17 protein-coding genes are annotated in these 15,383 nt (G+C 58.7%); 3 read left to right on the forward strand and 14 right to left on the reverse strand.

The window, feature by feature from the left end:
• The first annotated feature begins 14 nt into the window (after positions 1–14).
• Together ACXAH0_RS01220 and ACXAH0_RS01225 are read left to right on the forward strand one after the other, a co-directional pair.
• On the forward strand, positions 15–926 hold the full coding sequence (locus tag ACXAH0_RS01220; protein ID WP_475172432.1) for a PhzF family phenazine biosynthesis protein: 912 nt from the start codon (positions 15–17) through the stop codon (positions 924–926).
• 489 nt (positions 927–1,415) lie between these two features.
• The gene (locus ACXAH0_RS01225) at positions 1,416–2,966 is read left to right on the forward strand and encodes a 2-isopropylmalate synthase (RefSeq protein WP_475188475.1); all 1,551 of its coding nucleotides are present in this window, start codon (positions 1,416–1,418) and stop codon (positions 2,964–2,966) included.
• Between the two features lie 218 nt (positions 2,967–3,184).
• Here ACXAH0_RS01225 and ACXAH0_RS01230 read toward each other — a convergent pair whose 3' ends face one another.
• From ACXAH0_RS01230 to miaA, 4 genes are all read right to left on the reverse strand, one after another.
• On the reverse strand, positions 3,185–3,751 hold the full coding sequence (locus tag ACXAH0_RS01230) for a GrpB family protein (RefSeq protein WP_475188479.1): 567 nt from the start codon (positions 3,749–3,751) through the stop codon (positions 3,185–3,187).
• Positions 3,752–3,926: 175 nt separating this feature from the next.
• Positions 3,927–4,448 (reverse strand): GNAT family N-acetyltransferase, encoded by a 522-nt coding sequence (locus ACXAH0_RS01235; protein ID WP_475188482.1) that lies wholly within the window; start codon positions 4,446–4,448, stop codon positions 3,927–3,929.
• A gap of 126 nt (positions 4,449–4,574) precedes the next feature.
• Positions 4,575–5,114 carry a GNAT family N-acetyltransferase gene (locus tag ACXAH0_RS01240; RefSeq protein ID WP_475172425.1) on the reverse strand — a complete coding sequence of 180 codons (540 nt, stop codon included), beginning with the start codon at positions 5,112–5,114 and terminating at the stop codon, positions 4,575–4,577.
• Positions 5,115–5,412: 298 nt separating this feature from the next.
• Entirely contained in the window at positions 5,413–6,363 is a 951-nt protein-coding gene (gene miaA, locus ACXAH0_RS01245; RefSeq protein WP_475172423.1) for a tRNA (adenosine(37)-N6)-dimethylallyltransferase MiaA, read from the reverse strand.
• Here miaA and serB point away from each other — a divergent pair.
• Positions 6,362–7,252 carry a phosphoserine phosphatase SerB gene (serB, locus tag ACXAH0_RS01250; protein WP_475188484.1) on the forward strand — a complete coding sequence of 297 codons (891 nt, stop codon included), beginning with the start codon at positions 6,362–6,364 and terminating at the stop codon, positions 7,250–7,252. The two genes, miaA and serB, sit on opposite strands and share 2 nt — an antisense overlap.
• Positions 7,253–7,301: 49 nt before the next feature.
• Here serB and ACXAH0_RS01255 read toward each other — a convergent pair whose 3' ends face one another.
• The 10 genes from ACXAH0_RS01255 to ACXAH0_RS01300 all read right to left on the reverse strand — a co-directional run bounded on the left by ACXAH0_RS01255 (position 7,302) and on the right by ACXAH0_RS01300 (position 15,233).
• Entirely contained in the window at positions 7,302–7,895 is a 594-nt protein-coding gene (locus ACXAH0_RS01255; protein WP_475172419.1) for an ATP-dependent Clp protease proteolytic subunit, read from the reverse strand.
• A 60-nt stretch (positions 7,896–7,955) separates the two neighbouring features.
• A complete protein-coding gene (locus ACXAH0_RS01260) occupies positions 7,956–8,312 on the reverse strand; it encodes an SRPBCC family protein (protein WP_475172416.1) in 357 nt (118 codons plus the stop codon).
• Positions 8,309–8,623, reverse strand: a complete 315-nt coding sequence (locus tag ACXAH0_RS01265) for an ArsR/SmtB family transcription factor (RefSeq protein WP_475188488.1) — start codon at positions 8,621–8,623, stop codon at positions 8,309–8,311. The genes ACXAH0_RS01260 and ACXAH0_RS01265 overlap by 4 nt, the downstream gene beginning before the upstream one ends.
• 318 nt (positions 8,624–8,941) lie before the next feature.
• A complete protein-coding gene (locus tag ACXAH0_RS01270) occupies positions 8,942–10,429 on the reverse strand; it encodes a DegQ family serine endoprotease (protein ID WP_475188492.1) in 1,488 nt (495 codons plus the stop codon).
• Positions 10,430–10,558: 129 nt separating this feature from the next.
• Positions 10,559–10,732, reverse strand: coding sequence for a DUF2065 domain-containing protein (locus ACXAH0_RS01275; protein WP_475172409.1), 174 nt, complete (start codon positions 10,730–10,732; stop codon positions 10,559–10,561).
• Positions 10,733–10,740: 8 nt separating this feature from the next.
• Positions 10,741–11,676: a protease modulator HflC gene (hflC, locus tag ACXAH0_RS01280; RefSeq protein WP_475172406.1), complete on the reverse strand. Its 936-nt coding sequence runs from the start codon at positions 11,674–11,676 to the stop codon at positions 10,741–10,743.
• A 2-nt stretch (positions 11,677–11,678) separates the two neighbouring features.
• A complete protein-coding gene (gene hflK, locus ACXAH0_RS01285; RefSeq protein WP_475172404.1) occupies positions 11,679–12,869 on the reverse strand; it encodes an FtsH protease activity modulator HflK in 1,191 nt (396 codons plus the stop codon).
• Between the two features lie 221 nt (positions 12,870–13,090).
• Positions 13,091–13,567: a GNAT family N-acetyltransferase gene (locus ACXAH0_RS01290; protein ID WP_475172402.1), complete on the reverse strand. Its 477-nt coding sequence runs from the start codon at positions 13,565–13,567 to the stop codon at positions 13,091–13,093.
• Positions 13,568–13,570: 3 nt separating this feature from the next.
• On the reverse strand, positions 13,571–14,089 hold the full coding sequence (locus ACXAH0_RS01295) for a dihydrofolate reductase (RefSeq protein WP_475188733.1): 519 nt from the start codon (positions 14,087–14,089) through the stop codon (positions 13,571–13,573).
• Between the two features lie 349 nt (positions 14,090–14,438).
• On the reverse strand, positions 14,439–15,233 hold the full coding sequence (locus ACXAH0_RS01300; protein WP_475188736.1) for a thymidylate synthase: 795 nt from the start codon (positions 15,231–15,233) through the stop codon (positions 14,439–14,441).
• Between the last annotated feature and the right edge of the window lie 150 nt (positions 15,234–15,383).

Consider the following 15,383-nt stretch of genomic DNA (forward strand, 5'->3'; position numbering starts at 1 on the left):
TCAGGGAGAGACATATGGGCCGCCGCTACGCGATCTTGGATGTGTTCACCAATCAAATCCTGGCCGGAAACCCTCTGGCGGTGGTGCTGGACTGCGAAGGTTTGAGCGATGAGCAGATGCAGAAGATTGCCGGTGAATTCAATCTGTCGGAAACCGTCTTTGTCTTCCCGCCGGAAAATCCCGGCCAATCCGCCAGCATGCGCATCTTCACGCCCAAGCTGGAGCTACCCTTTGCCGGCCATCCCACGGTCGGGACCGCCATTTTGCTGGCGACCGAGCGTTTCGGCAAGGTCAGCGGCGAACAGGATGCAGTCGTTGTCCTGAAACAGGAGATCGGCACCGTGCGCTGTGCCGTCATCCTGCGCGAGAACGCCGCCGCTTTTGCCGAGTTCGATGTGCCGAGCCTGCCGGAACCGGCTGGGCCCACCCACAATATTGACTTGATCGCCGCCGCGCTTGATCTGGAACCGTCCGATATCGGCTTTGAAAACCACGCCCCGTCCCGTTTCCGGGTCGGGCCTCCGTTCAATTTCGTGCCCGTGCGCGATCTGGATGCGCTGGCCCGGGCCAAACCGGTAATGTCCAGATGGAAAGCCGGATTTGGTCAGGACGCGCATAACGACGCCTATATCTATTGCCGGGAAACGCGGTCTCATGACAGTGCGTTCCATGCCCGCCTGTTTGCGCCCGACATGGGCATTCCGGAAGATCCGGCCACAGGATCGGCCGCCGCCGCCTTTGCCGGCGTCGTGCATTTTTATGACGGCCTGACCGCCGGAACCCATCACATCCGCATTGAACAGGGCTTTGAAATGGGCCGCCCGTCGCTGATCGATCTGGAAATCGACATCGAAAATGGCGGCCTGCACGCGGTGCGCATCGGCGGCCAGGCCGCCCTGGTGGCAAGGGGCGAGTTGTTTGTTTGAGAGCAGGACTTTTTGGCATTCGCCAATAGTGCGTTCTAGCCGCGTCCGAGGTGTTCTGTCTGATGTGCTGCGAAATCCCTAGCAACAGAAACGGATCCGGCGCCACAGGTGCAAACTTAAAATCCCTGTTGCAACGGGCCACCTCCTGCCGTATGAACATTCTCCGTTAACCACCTGCTCACGCTTTTGCGTCTAGGCTGGTTGAAACGGCATGATGACGACCAAAGGCCCAGTTCAAGACCCATGATCGCGATACGCGGCATTACCGGTTCTGATTTCGACGCGCAGTCCTTGCGCGGCGGGCTGCTTCTACTTGGCGATCTCCTCCTTCTTAGATGCCCCTGAGCGTCGGCTGCTCCGCATGGATTTCGCGGAACGGGCACTTAGGGGAGCGACTTCAAAAAAACGCATCACGCATTCCGGATCGCGCCGCATAAACCGATGGCCCCTAAGGCCAGGGATGCCGATCCAAGCCAGGGACGAAACGACATGACGACCACCAGCGACCATATCCGCATCTTCGACACCACCTTGCGCGACGGTGAGCAATCGCCCGGCGCCTCCATGACGCTGGAAGAAAAGCTGCAGATTGCCGAAATTCTCGACGATATGGGCGTCGACATCATCGAAGCCGGCTTCCCGATTGCCTCCAATGGTGACTTTGAAGCGGTCAGCACCATTGCCAAACGGGCGAAAACCTCGGTTATTGCCGGGCTGGCCCGCGCGATCCACGCAGATATCGACCGCTGCGGCGAGGCCGTCAGACATGCCGAGCGCGGCCGCATTCACACCTTTGTCTCCACCTCCCCGATCCATTTGAAATTCCAGATGAACAAGTCGGAAGACGAGGTGCTGGACATCATCACCGACACGGTGACCCGTGCCCGTAACCTGATCGAGGATGTGGAATGGTCCGCCATGGACGCCACCCGTACGCCGATCGAATATCTGTGCCGCTGTGTGGAAGCTGCCATCAAATGCGGGGCGACCACCATCAATCTGCCGGATACGGTCGGCTATGCCACTCCGGACGAATACAAGACCATGTTCGAAGAGATTCGCGCCCGGGTCCCCAACAGCGACCAGGCGGTCTTCTCCGTACACTGCCACGACGACCTGGGGCTGGCCGTTGCCAACTCGCTCGCCGGTGTCGCCGGAGGGGCCCGTCAGATCGAATGCACCATAAACGGATTGGGGGAACGCGCAGGCAATGCGGCGCTGGAGGAGATTGTCATGGCGATCCGCACCCGCGGGGATGTGCTGCAATATACCACCGGGATCGACCCGCAATTCATGGTGCGCGCCTCGAAGATGGTGGCAGGTGCGTCCGGCTTTGCCGTCCAGTACAACAAGGCGATTGTCGGCAAGAACGCCTTTGCCCATGAGAGCGGCATTCACCAGGACGGCATGCTGAAAAATGCCGAAACCTATGAAATCATGCGGCCGGAAGATGTCGGCGTGAAAGCCACCTCCCTCGTCATGGGCAAACATTCCGGCCGTCACGCCTTCCGAGACAAATTGAAGGAACTGGGCTACGAGCTGGGCGACAATGCCCTGCAGGATGCCTTCCGCCGTTTCAAGGATCTCGCCGACCGCAAGAAGCACGTCTATGACGAGGATATCGAGGCGCTGGTCGAGGATGAGATCAACGTTCTGGGCGAAAGCACCAAGGTCATTGCCCTGACCGTGATTGCGGGTACCGGCGGCCCGCAGAAAGCCATCCTGACCATGGATGTGGGCGGCCAGCACATCACCAAGGAAGCCAATGGCGACGGCCCGGTCGATGCAACCTTCAACGCCATCAAGGCCATCGTACCCCACGAGGCCACCCTGTCGCTCTATCAGGTACATGCGGTGACCGAAGGCACGGACGCTCAGGCGGAAGTCTCCGTACGCCTGGAAGCCGACGGCCGGATTGCCACCGGCAAAGGCGCAGACACTGACACCCTGGTCGCCTCCGCCCGCGCTTATGTTTCGGCCATGAACAAGCTGGCCCTGCGCCAGCAGACCAGCAATCCGGGCGCCCTGAAAGCTGTCTGAAGGCGGCCGGAAGCCGGTCAGACCGGCTGAGCAAAAACTGACAAAACAAAAAGGGCCGCATGTGCGGCCCTTGACGTTTTGCGGCAGTTGGCGAGCATAGCGTTGGTTTCCCGCCAAACAACGTTAAGCTGAAACAAAGTCGGAACATAGGGGCGGTTCAGACTGTGGGCGAAATCACACCCCAAGCGATTTGCGAAAAAGCTAACCTGAGCTTCACGCTACGCATCGGATAGGCTAGGCGTCCAACCTATCTCAGACGCCCAAAGGTCTGCGCGTCGGATAATTGCCCAAAGGTGATCCGCCTTACCTTCGGTGTAGGCGGACCTGTTGTTCCGATACCGAACGGCAAGCGTTCGCTTTAACTCTACGTATGGAGCGTGCTCCTTTACATGGTTCCGCATGTAGTCACGGAATAAAAGCGCCCATTGCTCGTGCCAGCTTCCTATTTGACGGACATGGATATGGGTACGCTCATCACCAGGGCGCTCTCGGAAATAACGCTTCGTCAAGTCAGCATTGGATGACCGCCACACGTATCCGATGTTTGCCATCCTCTCGGTCAGAAACTCGATTTGCTTGAAGTCTGCAAGGGAAATCTGAATGTCGATGATCGGCTTTGCAGCCAAACCCTCGATTGATGTAGAACCGATATGGTCGATGCGGACAGCATGGTCGCCCAAAGTTTGGCGGATCGCCGTTGCTTTTAGACAAAATCTTTTGGACCAGCCCGGAGACCAATCGTAGATCTCAATCGGTTGCGCGGAAGACGCTGGTTCATTACTCATTCGGAAACTCCAGTGGACATAGGTTTGGGTTCCCGCCAGTCAAAGTTAAACTGATACGAAGCAGGAACTACCTGTGCTAGTCGTTTTTTCTAAAGCCTCCTGCAATTGAATCACTGTTGGAATGGAAATCGTCGGACGATTTCAGTTGGCGAGCAGCACCCCTTCGCGGTACGCCTCAAACTTCAGCTTCCTTCCGGAATATCCGGTAAAAGCTGCAGGCAACACCGTGCCGCTCAGCATCATACCAATGCTGGAACCCTGCCTTTTCCATCACATGCCGGGAGGCGGTGTTGTCCGAATAGGCATAGGCGATCAGGCAGGTCTCATCGGTCTTGTCAAAAAACCACGGCACCAGCCCGCGGGCGATCTCCGTTGCGTAGCCTTTGCCCCAGGCGGACTGCATGAGGGTGTAGCCAAGTTCGTAGACCTGAAGATCCGCCATATAGGTCACCCCGGCCCGGCCGAGAAAGGTACCGTCCAGGGTCAGAACCTTCCATTTGCTGAAGCCTGTCCGGAGATGATCGGCGACATATTTTTCAAGGCGCTCGTGCACCTCATCCTCTGCCATCGGGTAACGGCCGGGCGACAGGAACCGGTTGACTTCCGGGTCTGCGTGCAATCTGGACAAAAGCGGATAGTCATCCGCCGTGAACGGCACAAGCTGCAGCCGCGCGGTTTGCAAGAGAATATCTGTCAAGGGGACCGCCGGAAGGAAGGTACAGGGAAGCCGTAGAACCATACCGCGCCCGAGGGCAGGATCAAGCCCTGCCCGCACATTTTTGCGATTGCCGGAGGACCGGTCCGCACTCCAATGAGATTGGGATCAGGCCGTCATCAGATAGGATTGCATGGACGGGCTGAACAGCTGGAACACATCCGCCTGCATGCCCTCAATCACCTTGCTTTCCCGATGGGCAAAACCGGTCGCCTTCATCACTTCGCGCACATCCCGGTTGTCCGTTCGCACCACAGCGACAAGATGCGAGAAATAGGTGTTGTCAAAAAACCAGCCGGTCAAGGCAGCGCACAGGCGCGGGGCCAGGTCCCCATCCTGTTCCAGTGCCTCGTTCGAGAGGCAATAATTCAAGCTGATTTCAGACGTTTCGCTGACCGGCGTGAACCCGGCCCAGCCCAGAAATGCACCGTCCTGAGACACAGCCTTCCATTTGGCGAACCCCAAATCGGCCTGAGTTTGAAGAGCCGAGGCCACAAGCTCGGAGGCATCGGCCGTCTGGCACTCGCCGGAGAAATCTGTACACCGGTTGCCGAAGGGATCAGCGTGAAGATTTTTTACAAGAGCAATGTCCCCCTTGGACAAGGGAACCAGACGCACGGAACCGCATTCCAGAAAGATCGTCTGCACCGAACTCCTCCCAAGCTTCAGAGTTATTGACTTGGCATCCTCTGCGGACCGCCGGCCTTGCTGGCCGCGCTTGTCTGTCCCTCAAGCCTCATGAGGCTACAACCGGGTCAGGCGATCCCTGTCTGGAAACCACCTGATTTCCTTGATCCCGGCCACGGAAAGCACAATTTAAAAGTGCATAACCCTTAAACCCATCTTAAGTATATGCCGAAAAGTGGCAAAAATATATACGCAATAACAACAGGTTAAGAAAAAATACGCTGCTGCGCCGCACCATCCAGAAGTTGACAGATTTGTGTCACTTTGACCCCAAAATGTTTTCTAAATCGATTCCCCCAGAAGGATCAATCCGTTGCCATGCGGACATCTGGTTGCGGAACCAGGTTTCCTGACGCTTGGCATACTGACGCGTCGCAACAGTCAGCCGCTCGGCCGTTTCCTCAAGATCCGCAGTCCCGGCGAGATAAGCCTCGATCTCCGCAACACCAATGGCCCGCATGGCCGGGAGGGCTGGGTCCAGGTTTTGGGCCAGAAGATCGCGCACCTCGGCAAGTCCGTCTTCGCTCAGCATCAGCCTGGCTCTTTGGGCAATCCGGTCGTGCAACCAAGCCCTTGGCGGCGCCAGAACAAGACACATACAAGCCTTTGGGGACAGGAACGGCCCGGACTGGGCTGCGGCTTGCCAATGCGCCAATGGCTTACCCGTGGCCCTGAGCACCTCCAGCGCCCGGGCAAGGCGCTGCGGATCGGCAAGCTCGGCTGCAGCCCGTTCATCTCCTTCTTGGCTGAGCACCTGCTTGAGACCAGCGATGCCCTCCTCTTCGGCCAGCTTCCGGGCTTCTTCGCGTATGGCAGGCGGGATCGGCGGCATGTCGGCAAAGCCGTCTGTCAAGGCCTTGAAATAAAGGCCGGTTCCGCCCACCAGAACCGGCGTTTGTGCCGCCGCCCAGATGGTCTCGATCTCCTCCTGAGCCCGCCGCAGCCAGGCGCCGGTGGAAAAGGCGGTCGAGGCCGGCAGAACGCCATAGAGCCGGTGAGGCACCCGCGCCTCTTCCTGAGCGGACGGGCGGGCGCTGACCAGCCGCAGCTCCCGGTAAAGCTGCATGGAATCCGCATTGACGATCACACCATCCAGGGCCGCCGCAACGTCCAGCGCCAAAGCGGACTTGCCGCTGGCGGTCGGTCCGGCTATCAGAATGGCGCTGCGGCCTGGCGGCTGCGTCCATTTTTTGTCCTGGGATCTGTTCATGTCTCTTGTTGCCACTCTGGTGTCTACCCCGACTGCCCCCGCCGTCGATGCGGATCTTCTCCGCCGGGCCCAAACAGCCCTTGGTGCAGGCGGACAGGCGGCCGTTCTCAGCCCCGGTGTTGCAGCCGATATCCCTTTTGCAGGGCAAGATGCAAGCATGGCCTCGGCAGCTTTGAGAGAAATCGTGGGATCTGCTCCGGTGGATGTCTTTGTGCAGCCACAGGCCTCACGGCGCAAGCGCCTGCTGATTGCCGACATGGATTCCACCATGATCCGCCAGGAATGTATTGATGAGCTGGCGGCCGAACTCGGCCTCAAGGACCGGATCTCCGGCATCACCGAACGGGCCATGCGCGGTGAAATCGATTTCGAACCGGCCCTGCGGGAGCGTGTCGCCCTCTTGGCCGGTCTTCCGGTCTCCGCCATTGAAACCGTACTCAGCTCCCGGATCACACTGATGCCCGGCGGCCGCACACTGGTGCAGACCATGAAGGCAAACGGGGCTTACTGTGCCTTGGTCTCTGGCGGCTTTACCCATTTCACCAAGGCCATTGCCGCCATGATCGGCTTTGACGAGAACCGCGCAAACACGCTTCTGGAAGACAATGGCAAGCTGACCGGCAAAGTCGGAGAGCCCATTCTGGGCCGGGACGCCAAACGCGCCCGGCTCGAAGAGCTTGTTGCAGAGCAAGGCCTGGACTTTTCCCAGACCCTGGCAGTCGGCGACGGGGCCAATGATCTGGCCATGATCGAGCGGGCCGGTGCCGGTATTGCCTACCGCGCCAAACCCGCTGTGGCAGAGATTGCGGATTTCCGGGTCGACCATGGCGACCTGACCGCCCTTCTCTATCTACAGGGCTATGCGGATCAGGACTTTGTGCTGAGCTGAATCTTGGTTCACACACAGTCTCTTTGGTATTGGCCCGGCATATACAGGATCACTGAGGCTCAAGAATCCGATCGATCAATCCCCACTCCAGCGCGTCTTCTGCTGACATGAAACGGTCACGGTCCAAGGCCTGTTCCACCGCATCGAACGCCTGGCCGCAATGTTGAGCATAAAGCCGGGTCATCCGGTGTTTCGTTTTCTGAATTTCTTCTGCATGAATGGCAATGTCGGAGGCTTGCCCCTGGACACCACCGGAGGGCTGGTGAACCAGAATGTTGGCATTTGGCAGAGCAGCCCTTTGCCCAGGCTCGCCTGCCATGAGAAGAAAAGACCCCATGGAGCGCGCAGTTCCCATGCACAAAGTATGTACCGGCGCCCGGATGTGGCGCATTGTGTCATACATTGCAAACCCACTGGTCACGACACCTCCGGGCGAATTGATATAAAGGTGAACCGGCTCTTTTGAACTTTCCGACTCAAGAAAAAGAAGCTGTGCGCAAACCAGGGCAGAAACCGTGTCGTTGACTTCTCCGTTCAGAAAAACAATACGTTCGCGCAACAATCGCGAATAAATGTCGAAGGAGCGTTCACCAAAACCCGACTGTTCGATAACCATTGGAACAAGCTGCATCGTTTCGCTCATTGGCAGTCTCCCCGTCTTCGGAACATTCTTAAATCCCGGGCCTGGCTGAATCCGGTACGCTCATGCAGCAAGGCTGGTCAAAACGCAGTTCGCGTTGTCCGCCCTTAAATTCCGGCGATAACAGGCAGCTGGCGGCTCGTGAATGATTCGCAGCACTGTTCCTCCATCCGCGTTCGGAAAAATCCGGAAGATGACGGTGCTCTCCAAAAAAGGAGGCACAGATGCCCGCATCCGGTAACAGACCTCACACCCCGGCCTGACAGAAAAGGCATCCGGCATCGCCAAATCTTCTTCTGGCAGCCATTTTTTTCTGAATTTCTTATCAAGCAAGGCGCGCCAGACCGTGTCCGGACGGGCCTCCAGATCGTATTCAAATTCGAGCCTGGCAGATGTTTGGCCCGGTATCCGCTTGTTCATTCTTCCATATCCTTCAAAACGCCCTTCAGCACATCGACACGCTTCGGCCAATACTCGCGGTATCGTTCCAACCACCGGGCAAGGTGCTCCATGCCCTTGGGATCGACCTCATAGTTGACAACACGGCCGCTGCGTTCCGCGCGCACAAGCCTTGCCTCTCGCAACACGGCCAGATGCTGGGACATGGCTGGCTGGCTGATGCTCATGCCTTGGCGGAGACTGCTCGCATTCATGCGTCCAGCTGCCAGTTTCTCGAAGATCGCCCGGCGGGTTGGATCTCCAAGAGCCTTGAAAATTGTATCTTCGATCATTTCAATATATAAGCTTATACTTATGTTTTGTGCAAGCCCAAAATGAAGAGCCGGATTAGAGCATCGTGCGATAAAGAACGGCGGCAAACATTGATCGGTAGAACGGGTCAGAACGTGTCGGCACGAGTCAGTTCCGCCTTTCGCTGACTGAACTCAGAGATTTCAACGCAGCAAACGGTTTGAAACCATTGCAACGCGGCATGCACCAATCCTGCGGGAAGAATTGGTGTCAAGCAGGAGCCTGAACGGGCTTCCCGCAAATAAAAAGGGCGCTGTGATCAGCGCCCTTCATGCTCTGTTTTCAATTGTGAAAGTTCGTTACTCGTCCTCGATCCGGACCGGAACGAAGCGGACATCTCCGGTCGGATTGGACAACAGGAGCAAGGCCGAGCGGCGGCCGTCATCTTTCAGCTTGCCGATCTCCGCCTCCACTTCAGCCGGGGTTTCAACCGGCTCCTGGGCGACTTCCTTGATAACATCGCCTGCTGTGACGCGTTTTTCAGCCGCAGAGGAATCCGGCTTCACCTCGGTCACGACAACACCGGTGACATCGGCCTCAATGGAGAATTTTTCCCGCAGCTCATCATCCAGTTCGGCCAGCATCATGCCAAGCACTTCACTGGTGGCGGACGGCGCTTCCTGGGTCTGTTCCTCTTCCTTGAGGCTGGCTTCCGTCGCCGGGCTTTCCTCAAGCCGCTCCAGAATCACATTGATTGTCACTTCCTTGCCCTTGCGCAGAACCGTGACTTCCACTTCCTTGCCGATCGCGGTTTCTGCCACCATACGCGGCAATTCGCGCATGGCCTCGACCTCCTTGCCATCGAACTTGACGATCACATCACCCGGCTCGATCTCCGCCTTTGCCGCCGGACCATCGTCGGTTACTCCAGCCACAAGAGCGCCCATGGCTTCGTCCATGGCCAGGCTCTCGGCAATTTCGTCGGTCACTTCCTGAATGCGCACGCCCAGCCAGCCCCGGCGGGTTTCCCCGAACTCGCGCAGCTGGCCGATCACCCGCATGGCCGTTTTCGCCGGAATCGCAAAGCCGATGCCGATAGAGCCGCCGGACGGGGAGATGATCGCCGTGTTGATACCGATCACATTGCCGTCCATGTCAAACAACGGGCCACCGGAATTGCCCCGGTTTATGGAAGCATCGGTCTGGATGAAATTGTCGTACGGTCCTGAGTTGATGTCCCGGTTGCGGGCGGAAACGATCCCGACCGTCACGGTGCCACCAAGGCCAAAAGGGTTGCCGATGGCCATCACCCAGTCGCCAACCCGGATCGCATCCGAATTGCCGAAATCAACCGCCTTGAGCGGGGTTTCCGGCTCCACCTTGAGCACGGCCAGATCGGTCTTTTCGTCCGTTCCGATGATCTCGGCCTTCAACTTGGTGCCGTCATTGAAATTGGCGGTGATTTCATCCGCCCCTTCAATCACGTGATTGTTGGTGATGATAATGCCTTCGGTGCCATCAATGACAAAGCCGGAGCCCAGGGACTGCACCCGGCGCGGCTGGTCATTGTCCCGGTTCTGCCGGTTGAAGAATTCTTCGAAAAATTCCTGGAACGGCGACCCGTCGGGCACCTGGGGCATCGGCACGGAGCGGCGGCCCTGCACGGTCTGCGCTGTCGAAATGTTGACAACGGCATCTGCGAGGTTTTCCGCAAGATCGGCGACCGAGACCGGTCCCTGCGCCTGCACGCTCTCAAAGGGCTGCAGCACAACAAGGCCACCGAGCACGAGACCCGCCGCCGCAAAGGCGACCCGGGACATGCGGCGGCGAACAAAATCTGGAGCCATGGGGCTTTCTCCTCATCCCTGCCGGTAGGGCTTGCCGGTCGAACCCGAACAGCCGGCGATTTTCAAGACATTTCGTCGAAATATAGAACGGGCGGGAGATTTTAACGCCTCCCGCCCGGAAACTTTTCGTTATCCGCGAATGATCCACACAATTATCAGCCCCATTGCGGCCACAACAAGACCGGCTGTGCGCAAGGTCTGATCCGATGTTTCAAGGGCGCTGCGCATCATGGCTTTCATGCCACCGGGCACCAGCGCGTAGAGAACTCCTTCAATCACCAGGACCAGACCAAGTGCGGTCACAAAGTCATTCATTGGGCGGCGAGCGAGGCGGACCCGCTCGAAACGCCCTCACCGCCCGGTACCGGCGCAACCGCTGGGGCGTTTTCGCCGGTCGGGTCCTTGAAGAACCGGAAGAAGCTGGAATCCGGCGACAGCACCAGGCTGGTATCCCCGGACTTCAGACCCTGTTCATAGGCCTGCATGGACCGGTAGAACGCGAAAAACTCGGGATCCTTGCCAAACGCTTCCGCAAAGATCCGGTTCCGCTCTGCATCGCCGTCACCGCGGATGATTTCCGCATCCCGGTTGGCTTCCGCTTCAATCACCGTCGCATCGCGGTCCGCACGGGAGCGGATCCGGCGGGACTGCTCTTCCCCTTGCGCCCGGATTTCGGTCGCCTCACGCTGACGTTCCGTCTGCATGCGGGCATAGATGGCCTGTGAGTTGGCATCAGGCAGATCCGCCCGGCGGATCTTCACGTCGATCACCTCGATCCCCAGCTCCTTGGCATTGGCGCTGACATCCCGGCGGATGTTTTCCATCACGCCGGAGCGGTCATCGCGCACCAGCGCCACAAAACTGGTCCGGCCAACTTCCGAACGCAGCGAGGACTGCAGCAGGGTCGACAGGCGCCGATTGGCCGTCTGCACGTTCTGAACACGCTGATAGAACAGAACCGGATTGGAGATCCGGTAGCGGGCAAACGCATCCACGATCAGCCGCTTCTTGTCCGAGGAAATCGGTTCAAGCGGCGGCATGTTCAAATTCAAGATGCGTTCGTCCAGATAGACGACGTTCTGAACAAACGGGATCTTGAAATAAAGACCTGGTTCGGTCTTCGGCTCTTCGACGATCTGACCGAAGCGCAGGACCAGGGCCTGCTGGGTCGGATTGACCACAAATACCGACAGATAGCCGACAATGACAACGACAAGCAGGAGAATTGCGAGAATACCGCTGCGCATGATCAATTTCCTCCCGTCCGTGCGGACGGCGCTGAGCCGCGTCCGTTCAAATCGTTCAGCGGCAGATAAGGCAAAACGCCCGAACCGGAAGTGTCGCTGTCGATGATGATCTTGTTGTTGGAGCCCAGAACCTTTTCCAGCGTCTCAAGATAGAGACGTTCACGGGTCACGTCAGGCGCGTCCTTGTACTGTTCGTAGATCTTGGTGAAACGCTGGGACTGACCGGTTGCTTCGGCAATTGTCTGGTCCTTGTAACCGTTGGCTTTTTCCAGAATACGGGCGGCCTGGCCGCGGGCTTCGGGAACCACCTTGTTGGCATAGGCTTCCGCTTCGTTGCGGATCCGTTCCTGGTCGGCACGGGCGGCCTGGACATCCCGGAAGGCATCGATCACCTGTGCGGGCGGGTCCACCCGCTGCATCTGCACTTCGGAGATCTCGACACCGGCATTATAGGAGTCCAGCGTTTTCTGCATCAGCGACGCAACGTCGTTCTGAATAGACACTCGGTTTTCCGTCAGGATTGCATCGATGTTCGAGCCGCCGACAACCTCGCGCATGGCGCTTTCCGCCACCGCTTTCACGGTTCCGTCCGGGTCTTGAATGTTGAACAGATAGTCCGTGATGCCATCGGTCGTGCTCTTGATCCGCCACAGAACCTTGAACCCGACATCCACAATGTTCTCATCGCCGGTCAGCATCAGGCTTTCTTCCGGGATATCCCGGGAGCGCACCGAACCGGAACTGGAGTAGGTTTCATCGACCCCAACGGTGGTTTCGCGCTGAAGCTCCACCGCAGGCTTGTAAACTTCACCGATCGGATAGGGTAAATTGTAGTTCAGGCCCGGAGATGTCAGACCCACAACCTTACCGAGCACGAGCTCCACACCGCGCTCGCGGGAATCAACGGTGTAAAGACCGGTCAGAAGCCAGCCGACCACCACGACACCGACGACAATCAGAATGCCGGCAATCCCAAGGCCGCCGCCACCACCGCCGGGAAGGACGGTTTTCATGCGGTCCTGGGTGCGTTTGAGGAGCTCTTCCAGATCAGGCGGGTTGCCCCCGCCGCCGCCGCCCCGGTTCGGGCCGCCGCCCCAAGGGCCGTTGTTGTTTCCTCCGCCGCCCCATGGGCCGCCATTGTTTCCGCCACCCTTCCAGGGGCCACCGCCACCTGACTGATTGCTCCAAGGCATCAAGACTTCCTTCTATGAACCCCGGCGTCTCCCGCCGGGAATGGGCTTGCGCCCGTTCTGACTCATCGTTGGTTATAGGGAGGTTACCCGATGCTTTCAATCAAAAGCCCGGTTGTGCCCCTGCCGCAAACCATTGCGTTTTCCCGGGCCGCAGGTGGGGACCAACTTCCGTTATGTCAAGTCGATTAGCGCGAAAGTTTGCCCGCAGGGGTTAACGGACCTCACATGCCCGGACGCACCATGTCCATATGGGGGATGCCATCCTCGATATAGACGTCCGAGACGGTCTCAAATCCAAGGGATTGATAAAAGGCTTCCAGATGGGCCTGAGCCGATAGATCAATGGCGCCGCCGGGAACCAGATCCCCTGCCCTGGCCATGGCCGCCTGCATCAGTTTGCGGCCGAGACCGGTGCCCCTTGCGGCCTTGGCAATCACCACCCGGCCGATCCTGACCCTGCCCCTGGCGTCATCGGCCATCAGGCGCAGGACACCGGCCAGTTCGCCTGTCTTCAGCTCTTTCACCAGCAGATGCAGCGCTTCCGGGTCCTTGCCGTCAATATCTCCATAGAGTGAGGCCTGTTCCAGAATGAAGACATCCTGCCGCAGTTTCAAAAGCGCATAAACCTCCAGAGGCCCAAGCGCCTCCAGCCGGACCCAGCGGGCCATCAGCCCCTCAGCCATCTCAAACTCTGTCACGGCTCAGGCCTTCCGCCGGTAGGTCACATAGGTGAAATCTGCGCTGTCCTTGCCAGTGCGCACGCCCTGCTCGCGGGCGGTCTCTTCCCAGACGAGCGGATCGATTTCCGGGAAGCGCGTATCCCCGTCCGGCGCCGCGTCCACTTCCGTGATTTCAAGGCGGTCCGCCTGACTGATTGCCTGGGCATAGACCTGACCGCCCCCAACGCAGAAGATGTCTGCCGCATCGCTCGCTTCAGCCAATTGACGGGCCCGCTGCAGAGCCGCTTCAAGCGAAGCCGCTGTCTCAATCCCCTCTGCCCCATAGGCAGAATCGCGGGAGATCACCACATGGGGCCGTCCGGGCAAGGGTCGCCCGCCGAAGGACAAAAAGGTCTTCCGGCCCAGGACCAAAGGAGAGCCCAGCGTCAGGCGCTTGAACCGCTTCAAATCGGTCGGCAGGCGCCAGGGCATGTCATTGTCCGAGCCGATAATCCCGTTGCGGGCGACGGCGGCGATCAGAACAAGGTCCGGCAAAATGATCTCCGAATCCGGGAAAACTGTTAAGCCCGTCTCCTAGCATGGTTTTTGCGGACGGGAGAAGGCACCGAATAGGATGAGCGCAAATCAAGTCCCGTTTCATCGGAATCACAAGTCGCCGCCCGAAGACAGAGATTTCAAGGCACAAGGCAAACCGGTGTGACGCCATATGACCGCGAAACCTTTTGTAGCTGCAATACCCGCTCAATGCGGCCCCGGCCCTGCACTACGGCCGATATCCGCGGACACAAAGCGCTCCGGCTTCAAGGCCGGCACGGCCAGAAGTTTGAACAGCTTCCGTCTAAAGGGTCGTCAAAGACCTCACCCCAAAAAAGGCGCCACGACAGGCAGCCTAAACGGCAATCGGCGCTGCGATATGCGGATGGGGGTCATAGCCGGTCAGCTCGAAATCTTCATATGTGAAGGCAAAGAGGTCCGTAACGTCAGGATTGATCTTCATTTCCGGCAAAGCGCGCGGGGCGCGGGTGAGCTGCTCGCGAGCTTGGTCGAAATGGTTGCTGTAAAGATGAGCATCGCCAAAAGTATGCACAAAGTCGCCCGGCTTGAGGCCGGTGACCTGTGCGGCCATCATGGTCAGCAGCGCATAGGAGGCAATGTTGAAGGGCACGCCCAGAAAGACATCGGCGGAGCGCTGGTAGAGCTGGCAGGAGAGCTTGCCTTCAGCCACATAGAACTGAAACAGGGAATGGCAGGGCGGCAGCGCCATGTCGTCCACCAAAGCCGGGTTCCAGGCCGAGACGATCAGCCGCCGGCTGTCCGGGCTGGTCCGGATCATCTCGAGCAGCCTGGCGATCTGGTCAATGGACCGGCCATCCGGCGCCGGCCAGGAGCGCCACTGGTAGCCGTAGACCGGGCCGAGGTCGCCGTTTTCATCCGCCCAGTCGTCCCAGATCTTGACCCCGTTTTCCTTCAGATAACGGATGTTGGTATCCCCCGCCAGGAACCAGAGCAATTCATGGATGATCGATCTGAGATGCAGCTTCTTGGTCGTCACCAGCGGAAACCCCTCTGACAGGTCAAAGCGCATCTGGTGGCCGAAGATCGACCGGGTACCGGTGCCGGTACGGTCGCTGCGGTCCACACCGGTTTCCAGAATTGTTGCCAGAAGATCGAGATATTGCTGCACGGCAAAGGCCCTTGGGTCAAAGAGTGGGAGCACGGTCCGGTATCTTCGCAGATTCCGCCGAAAACGCAGCCCCCTGCCCGCACTTTCCCCAGATCCCGCTGCCCGGCCTGTGGATGACATCCGCCAAAGCGGGCCGTATACGGCTCCAGC

It is taken from the genome of Roseibium sp. AWQ4_290 (assembly GCF_056160985.1).

Excerpts from the sequence above, each read along its gene's own strand:
- ACXAH0_RS01220 (WP_475172432.1), top strand. The coding sequence starts at position 15 with ATGGGCCGCCGCTACGCGATCTTGGATGTGTTCACCAATCAAATCCTG.
- ACXAH0_RS01225 (WP_475188475.1), top strand. The coding sequence starts at position 1,416 with ATGACGACCACCAGCGACCATATCCGCATCTTCGACACCACCTTGCGC.
- ACXAH0_RS01230 (WP_475188479.1), bottom strand. The coding sequence starts at position 3,751 with ATGAGTAATGAACCAGCGTCTTCCGCGCAACCGATTGAGATCTACGAT.
- serB (WP_475188484.1), top strand. The coding sequence starts at position 6,362 with ATGTCTCTTGTTGCCACTCTGGTGTCTACCCCGACTGCCCCCGCCGTC.
- miaA (WP_475172423.1), bottom strand. The coding sequence starts at position 6,363 with ATGAACAGATCCCAGGACAAAAAATGGACGCAGCCGCCAGGCCGCAGC.
- ACXAH0_RS01255 (WP_475172419.1), bottom strand. The coding sequence starts at position 7,895 with ATGAGCGAAACGATGCAGCTTGTTCCAATGGTTATCGAACAGTCGGGT.
- ACXAH0_RS01260 (WP_475172416.1), bottom strand. The coding sequence starts at position 8,312 with ATGAACAAGCGGATACCGGGCCAAACATCTGCCAGGCTCGAATTTGAA.
- ACXAH0_RS01265 (WP_475188488.1), bottom strand. The coding sequence starts at position 8,623 with ATGATCGAAGATACAATTTTCAAGGCTCTTGGAGATCCAACCCGCCGG.
- ACXAH0_RS01270 (WP_475188492.1), bottom strand. The coding sequence starts at position 10,429 with ATGGCTCCAGATTTTGTTCGCCGCCGCATGTCCCGGGTCGCCTTTGCG.
- hflC (WP_475172406.1), bottom strand. The coding sequence starts at position 11,676 with ATGCGCAGCGGTATTCTCGCAATTCTCCTGCTTGTCGTTGTCATTGTC.
- hflK (WP_475172404.1), bottom strand. The coding sequence starts at position 12,869 with ATGCCTTGGAGCAATCAGTCAGGTGGCGGTGGCCCCTGGAAGGGTGGC.